Origin of the sequence: Microcystis sp. LE19-10.1B (assembly GCF_027530565.1) — a bacterium.
GTDB lineage: Bacteria > Cyanobacteriota > Cyanobacteriia > Cyanobacteriales > Microcystaceae > Microcystis > Microcystis aeruginosa.
Genome location: NZ_JAPZQM010000467.1, coordinates 1 through 5,951, shown reverse-complemented (window position 1 = coordinate 5,951; position 5,951 = coordinate 1). Strand labels below are relative to the sequence as shown.

General features: G+C 41.7%; 4 protein-coding genes. 2 read left to right on the top strand and 2 right to left on the bottom strand.

Annotated features, from left to right (window positions below; translation table 11 throughout):
* The first annotated feature begins 400 nt into the window (after positions 1–400).
* Together O9332_RS17005 and O9332_RS17000 are read left to right on the top strand one after the other, a co-directional pair.
* Positions 401–841: a Fur family transcriptional regulator gene (locus O9332_RS17005; protein ID WP_004268517.1), complete on the top strand. Its 441-nt coding sequence runs from the start codon at positions 401–403 to the stop codon at positions 839–841.
* A 58-nt stretch (positions 842–899) separates the two neighbouring features.
* The gene (locus O9332_RS17000; protein WP_288026549.1) at positions 900–2,546 is read left to right on the top strand and encodes a DUF3685 domain-containing protein; all 1,647 of its coding nucleotides are present in this window, start codon (positions 900–902) and stop codon (positions 2,544–2,546) included.
* A 206-nt stretch (positions 2,547–2,752) separates the two neighbouring features.
* Here O9332_RS17000 and lysS read toward each other — a convergent pair whose 3' ends face one another.
* Both lysS and O9332_RS16990 read right to left on the bottom strand, forming a co-directional pair.
* Entirely contained in the window at positions 2,753–4,474 is a 1,722-nt protein-coding gene (lysS, locus tag O9332_RS16995) for a lysine--tRNA ligase (RefSeq protein WP_002763861.1), read from the bottom strand.
* Positions 4,475–4,608: 134 nt separating this feature from the next.
* Positions 4,609–5,178 (bottom strand): TIGR04376 family protein, encoded by a 570-nt coding sequence (locus tag O9332_RS16990; protein ID WP_002763860.1) that lies wholly within the window; start codon positions 5,176–5,178, stop codon positions 4,609–4,611.
* Between the last annotated feature and the right edge of the window lie 773 nt (positions 5,179–5,951).

Genomic DNA, 5,951 nt, shown 5'->3' with positions numbered 1-5,951 from the left:
TTATTGAGATAAACTCTCATTAAGCTGGCGATCGCTAACTAGAGTGTGACACTTCATAATTCTTAGTAATCGCTAAAAGTCTTACTATACAAGGGCTAGAGCAACTTTTGATTTCAACGACTAGGGTGCGGAATGTGGGATATAGATAAGTAAATGGTTGGTTCTCTTATTCTTTGTGTGATCAGTGTAACTTATATAGTAGCGATCGATCTTTGTGTCCTTTGTGTCTGGAGTGGTTGGTTTCACTCATTCGCCCGCAAATCTACTCGAATCTGGCGCTGCTGATTTTTTATCTCAGTTTGAAGAGGGGCTAAAAACTGGCGCAATGTGGACATCGATCGAAAGACTAAGCTAAACTGGTAATGACTATGTATTAGGGCGGAGGTCAACGGATACAACTATGGACAATTTGGAGGTAAAACAAAAACCGATCCGGTGTTTAGAAGATGCGATCGAAAGGTGTCAAACTTTAGGAATGCGGGTTAGTCGTCAGCGTCGCTATATTTTAGAATTGCTGTGGCAAGCGCAGGAACACCTATCAGCGCGAGAAATTTATGATCGTCTCAATCTGCAAGGAAAAAACATCGGTCATACCTCAGTGTACCAAAACCTAGAGGCCCTATCCGGTCAAGGCATTATCGAATCTGTGGAACGCTGGGACGGCAGACTCTACGGCAACATCAGCGATTCCCACAGTCACGTCAATTGTCTGGACAGTCAAGAAATCATCGATGTGCATATCCAACTTCCCCCGGAATTAATTAAACAGATCGAGGCATCGACGGGGGTAAAAATTACCGATTATCGCATCGATTTCTATGGCTATAAACAAAACAAATGAGCCAGATAACTGTATAATTGACCCTGTGAATAGTATCCGTTGACAGGCTGCAACTCTTGTGATCGATCGCCCTCTCACCCTAATTATCATCGATAATGACCCGATTTTCCGCTTGGGTCTGGTGCAGGCCTTGTCGCAGATAGAAAATATTAGTATCGTCACCGAAGGGGATTTAGAAACAATTTTCGCCTTGACTCTTAATCCGGCCCCCGAAATTATTATTATTGATCCTCTCTTTGATTGGTCTTACTGTGAAATTCTCCACTCTCGCTATCCCGAAAGTAAAATTGTTTTATTAACCTTTCCTCTCGACTCCCGACAGCAACTAATCGCCAGAGAATTAGGCATCGCTGGTTATATTCCCAAAGGCACAAACCTAGAGCAATTTATCACTATTTTAGGGCAAATTTCCCGGGATGAAACCCACGATGTTGCCCCTTCTGCTCTCACCATTGCTACTCGTTCAAGTTTAGCTCCTAGCCATTGGTTAATCAGTGCCGGCAAAACGGGATTAAATCGCATCGAAAGTGAATTACATTTAATTGATCTCCATCTCAATCAACAGTCTTTATCCGGCTTTGATCGCTTTTATTGGCAGGGGAGAAAACGAGAACTTTTAGCAGCCCTATGGCTAGTGAGAAAACTAATTCCCCTGGAAGGTAGCTATTACAATTCAGCTGCAGTGACACCCTCGGTAATAATTAACAATATCGATCAAGAATTACCAATTTTAAGCCGCGAGCGTCCCCTCTGTGTTTCGGCGGTTTTTGAGTCCACTTTAGCGGTCATTCGATCGCCTTTAATTAATAGAACAAAGATTAGTTTTGAAATCGATGTTTTACAGGATAATCGGCAACGGGAATTATTGTATTTAGTTCTCGATGAAATTCGCAAAAATGTCGATGAGATGAGATATTTACAGATTAGTAGCGGGGAATTAACCAGTCGCTTAAATCTGATTATTTACGATATCTGGGAGAAAGTTACGCGTAAATTTTTAGAAATTAATGCCTCGGTTTATGAGGAAATTAGTAAAGGCAGACTTAACGAAATTATTCTGGAAGAAAGAGAGGCAATTCAAACAGAAATCCTCAATAAAATTCCTTTTGCTCTTGACTTATTTTCCTATTTAGTGTACGAAAATAGTTTAACTATTGACGGGGTAGAATACCGGGCTAATGCTCCTGAAACCATCGCCAGAGCCGAAATTCTCCTGCAAAATCTCATTCATAATATTGCCAATGCAGTGACAGTAATTATTCTCAATAACTTCTCGGAATCGGAGAGAATCAAACAAAAACTTTACCGGTCAGAATTTCTCATCGCCAGAAAATTAGCTAAAATCCGGAATGAATTATCTTGGAAATACCGACGGCAACAATATTGGCAAGAACCTAAAGATATCTTTGAAAGTCAATATCAATTATTTCACTATAGCGAGGGACAAATCAAATCTCTAGCCATTTATTCCCCTCGACAGGAAGAATTAAATAGTTTAACAGGCATACCCTGGTTAGTTTCGATCGCCTTAGAATTAAGAGACTCTTTATCTCCTCGTTTACGCGCTTTTTTTCGGGTGGTGGGTAAGGGAGTAGTCTATATTCTTATCCAAGTTATCGGTCGCGGTATTGGTTTAGTAGTTCGCGGGGTTTTACAGGGAGTCGGTAACACTTGGCAGGAAGTCAAAGGTAAAAAGGGATCATGAATTATGACTGATAACTGATAACTGATAACTGATAACTGAAGTAGTTATAATTAAATTGAAGATGGATTTTGCCTCTGATCCCCACTGCCCCTAGGGTTGATTCATAGTAGGGTTGATTCATGAATCAACCCTACCCTGCCCCCTTGATCAGGGGGGTGTCTGACAACTTTTAACACCTATCTACTTAACTGAAGTGACAGTAACTTTTACAATTCCTTGTCAAAACTGTATTTATCGCGAATTTGTCCGACAAAAAACTGTCCTTTCGATGGTGCGGACTGAAAGTCTTTATATACTGCCAAAGGTAGATCATGATAAAGATAGATACCACCGTGATTAAATTCCACTTTCAGAATTTTTTTGTCCTGATCGTAGTCAAAAGATTTAATCGCTGTACTTTGACTTTTTAATAAGGGGAAAGCAATCACATCGCGAATACTGGCAGAATCGGTTAATAACATGATCAGGCGATCGATGCCAATTCCTAAGCCTCCCGTGGGGGGCATTCCGTATTCTAAAGCGGTTAAAAAGTCCTCATCAACTCCCTGCGCTTCCAAATCTCCAGACGCTTTTTTGAGTGCCTGTGCTTCCAATCTTTGCCGTTGATCGATGGGATCGGTTAACTCAGAAAAACTATTAGCTAATTCCCGTCCAACCACATATAATTCAAATCTTTCCACGAGGTCAGTTTTTGAGCGATGGGGTTTAGCTAAAGGCGAAATTTCCACGGGAAAATCTAGCACAAAAGTGGGCTGTATTAGGGTTTCTTCGACTTTTTGTTCAAAAGCTTCATTTAAGAGCTTACCGATGGTTTTACAGTCCTCTGGAACGCCAATGCCGGCATTTTCTGCGGCAATACGAGCCGACTCGAAATCCTCAAAACTATTCAAGTCAACCCCGGTTATTTCTTGGACTAATTCGTGCATAGTCACTCGTCGCCAAGGGGGAGTTAGGTCAATTTCCCTGTCTTGATAGGTGATTTTCAGCGTACCTAAAACATCTTGTGCAGCATTAACAATAATGTTTTCGGTTAACTCCATCATGTCATAATAATCGGCATAGGCCTGATAGATTTCGATGGAAGTAAACTCGGGGTTATGTTTAGTAGAAACCCCTTCATTACGAAAAATTCGGCCTAACTCAAAGACTTTTTCAAAACCACCGACTATTAATCTTTTTAGATGTAATTCGGTGGCAATGCGGAGATATAACTCCATCTCCAGCGTATTATGATAGGTGATAAACGGTCTAGCATCGGCTCCTCCCGCTTCACTTTGTAGCACGGGAGTTTCAATTTCAATAAAACCTTCTTGGTCTAAATATCTGCGAATGGCAGCGGTAATTTGGGCGCGACGGCGAAAAGTTTGTCGCACTTCCGGATTAACAATTAAATCTACATATCTTTGTCGATAACGTTTTTCTACATCGGTTAAACCGTGCCATTTATCCGGTAGAGGTAAGAGGGATTTGGTGAGAATTTCGTACTCGTTAACATAGATAGATAATTCGCCGCGTTCTGTGCGTTTAATTGTGCCTTTTGCTCCTAAAATATCGCCTGTATCTGTTAATTTAATCACTGTGTTAAAGGCATTCGGCACGGCGGACATAGTTTCACTAATGCGTTTTTTATCGAGGTATAATTGAATCGTTCCCGTTTCATCTTGCAGGTTAAAAAAGGCTAGTTTACCCATAATTCTTCGGGCAATAATCCGACCAGCAATTGCTACTTCTGTGCTAATTTCTTCCCCCGGTGCTAAGTCAGCGTACTGCTCTTGTAATTGTTGAGCGTGAGCGGTGGATTTCCACTGGTAAGCGTAGGGATTTAAGCCAGCTTTTTGCAATCCTGCCACTTTTTCTAAACGAGCGGCCCGGATTTCTTCGAGGGTAGAGGAGGGTTGATTTTCAGGATTTTGTGCTTGAGATGCCATCGTTTTCTAAGAGGAACAATTCTGGGGAATTTTTAGGTGTTGGGGATTTCAGTTATCAGTTATCAGTTATCAGTTATCAGTTTACTGTTTACTGTTTACTGTTTACTGTTTACTGTTCACTGCTCACTGAAAAATTATCGTCCCATTTCTCGCTTTAATTTTTTCAATTCTTCTTCCATTTCCCATTCTTTAAATTTTAGATCGAGATTATCGTAGTTTGAGCGCTGATAGTCCGATTCTTGGGGTTGATCCCAAAAAGTGGTTTCCCAGTCAGGGGACTGATTTTTAGGGGCTTTTTCGGCTTTAATTTGCACTTCTTGACGACGTTGTTGGACTTGTTGCAGTAACTCTTGGGATTGAGTCAGACGTTTTTTCACCCCTTCCATCCGTCCCCAAAGTTGATTACCCTGACGGAAGAGGGCCGCCTCGCGTTCACTAGCAGCCTTAAGCAAGTCCTGCCGTCCAGCGGCCTTAGCCTTATCAATTCTAGCGTGCCAAGTTTGGATATCTTGGGCAGTGGCCAAAATTTGCTGTTCGAGACGTTGACGCTCATTTTCTAGGGCGCTAATTAGTTTAGCAGTATCGCGCTCCTGTTCGCGCAGTTGTTCCACCAGCGCCTGTAATTCTAATTGGGGATGACTTCTGAGAAATTCTTCCAGTTGGGTTTCAAGAAAGCGACTGACATCATCAAATAGATTGCCCATCTGTGCAGTATCCTAAATTTGCAATTAAAGTCTAGGAGCGATCGATTTTAATCCCCCTCTTTTTAGCATAGGCTAGATCAACCCTAGATTTAAATGGGGTCTGCTGAAAAAGTTTTTCCTGGGGGCAGGGTGTGGGGTGTAGGGTTTTACCGATTTTGAGGTAGTCAGTTACCTAATTTTCAGGGAAAAAGTCCAGGAATTTTACCCCCGATCCCTCCAATGGTCGGCACTTTTTGAGGTCAAAAAAGTCTAAAAGCCTTATCCAACAAGGTTTTTAGATTTATTCAGCAAGCCCTAAATATATTTGGGAAAAGTAGTACAAAAATGTTATTCGGTTGTGGGTTAGGCAGGGGGAAACCCGTATAATAAAACTAAGTAGCTGGTTATAATTAGGGTTTGCGGCAAAAAGTTTGTTGGTGGGGTTAGGAGTCGGTCGTCAGTAGCCGGTCGTCGGTCGTTTCAGGCTTTGTTGCCCTCTCTTTTTGTACCAACTTATGTACTACAAGAAGGATAATGCCAGGTTTTTGAGAGTCCCAATCCGATTTTCGCAGCATGAACATCGGATTTTAACAGGTCAAAAGCCTTATTTTAAAAGGGTTTTACCATTATTCAGCCAACCCTAAGTAGGGTTGGCTGAATAAATTTGAAATGTAGGCAAAGTAAAGGTTTTGGGGCTTTACGAGCGAAACAGGTGCAAGATTTTGAGAGAATCGTCGTTCAAAACCTTGCGTCTTCATCGGCCCGCGTCCTGTAGGGGCGAAGCATTCGGACAA

Coding starts and splice junctions, on each gene's coding strand:
- O9332_RS16990 (WP_002763860.1), bottom strand. CDS start 5,178: ATGGGCAATCTATTTGATGATGTCAGTCGCTTTCTTGAAACCCAACTG.
- lysS (WP_002763861.1), bottom strand. CDS start 4,474: ATGGCATCTCAAGCACAAAATCCTGAAAATCAACCCTCCTCTACCCTC.
- O9332_RS17005 (WP_004268517.1), top strand. CDS start 401: ATGGACAATTTGGAGGTAAAACAAAAACCGATCCGGTGTTTAGAAGAT.